Here is an 820-nt window from a genome sequence, read left to right on the forward strand (position 1 = left end):
GGCACTGTTGCAAATAGTCGGTGGTGATAAACTTATCATCCCCTTTTGCTGATGGAGCTGCACATGAACCCATTCAAAGGCCGGCATTTTCAGCGTGACATCATTCTGTGGGCCGTACGCTGGTACTGCAAATACGGCATCAGTTACCGTGAGCTGCAGGAGATGCTGGCTGAACGCGGAGTGAATGTCGATCACTCCACGATTTACCGCTGGGTTCAGCGTTATGCGCCTGAAATGGAAAAACGGCTGCGCTGGTACTGGCGTAACCCTTCCGATCTTTGCCCGTGGCACATGGATGAAACCTACGTGAAGGTCAATGGCCGCTGGGCGTATCTGTACCGGGCCGTCGACAGCCGGGGCCGCACTGTCGATTTTTATCTCTCCTCCCGTCGTAACAGCAAAGCTGCATACCGGTTTCTGGGTAAAATCCTCAACAACGTGAAGAAGTGGCAGATCCCGCGATTCATCAACACGGATAAAGCGCCCGCCTATGGTCGCGCGCTTGCTCTGCTCAAACGCGAAGGCCGGTGCCCGTCTGACGTTGAACACCGACAGATTAAGTACCGGAACAACGTGATTGAATGCGATCATGGCAAACTGAAACGGATAATCGGCGCCACGCTGGGATTTAAATCCATGAAGACGGCTTACGCCACCATCAAAGGTATTGAGGTGATGCGTGCACTACGCAAAGGCCAGGCCTCAGCATTTTATTATGGTGATCCCCTGGGCGAAATGCGCCTGGTAAGCAGAGTTTTTGAAATGTAAGGCCTTTGAATAAGACAAAAGGCTGCCTCATCGCTAACTTTGCAACAGTGCC

At 52.4% G+C, this 820-nt stretch carries 1 protein-coding gene; it reads left to right on the forward strand.

Annotated elements, in window-relative coordinates:
• The first annotated feature begins 63 nt into the window (after positions 1-63).
• Positions 64-768, forward strand: coding sequence for an IS6-like element IS26 family transposase (locus ACNQ0T_RS23145; RefSeq protein WP_001067855.1), 705 nt, complete (start codon positions 64-66; stop codon positions 766-768).
• The last annotated feature ends 52 nt before the right edge of the window (positions 769-820 follow it).

The sequence above is a fragment of the Enterobacter cloacae complex sp.6700776 genome (assembly GCF_048284255.1).
Taxonomy (GTDB): Bacteria; Pseudomonadota; Gammaproteobacteria; order Enterobacterales; family Enterobacteriaceae; genus Enterobacter; species Enterobacter intestinihominis.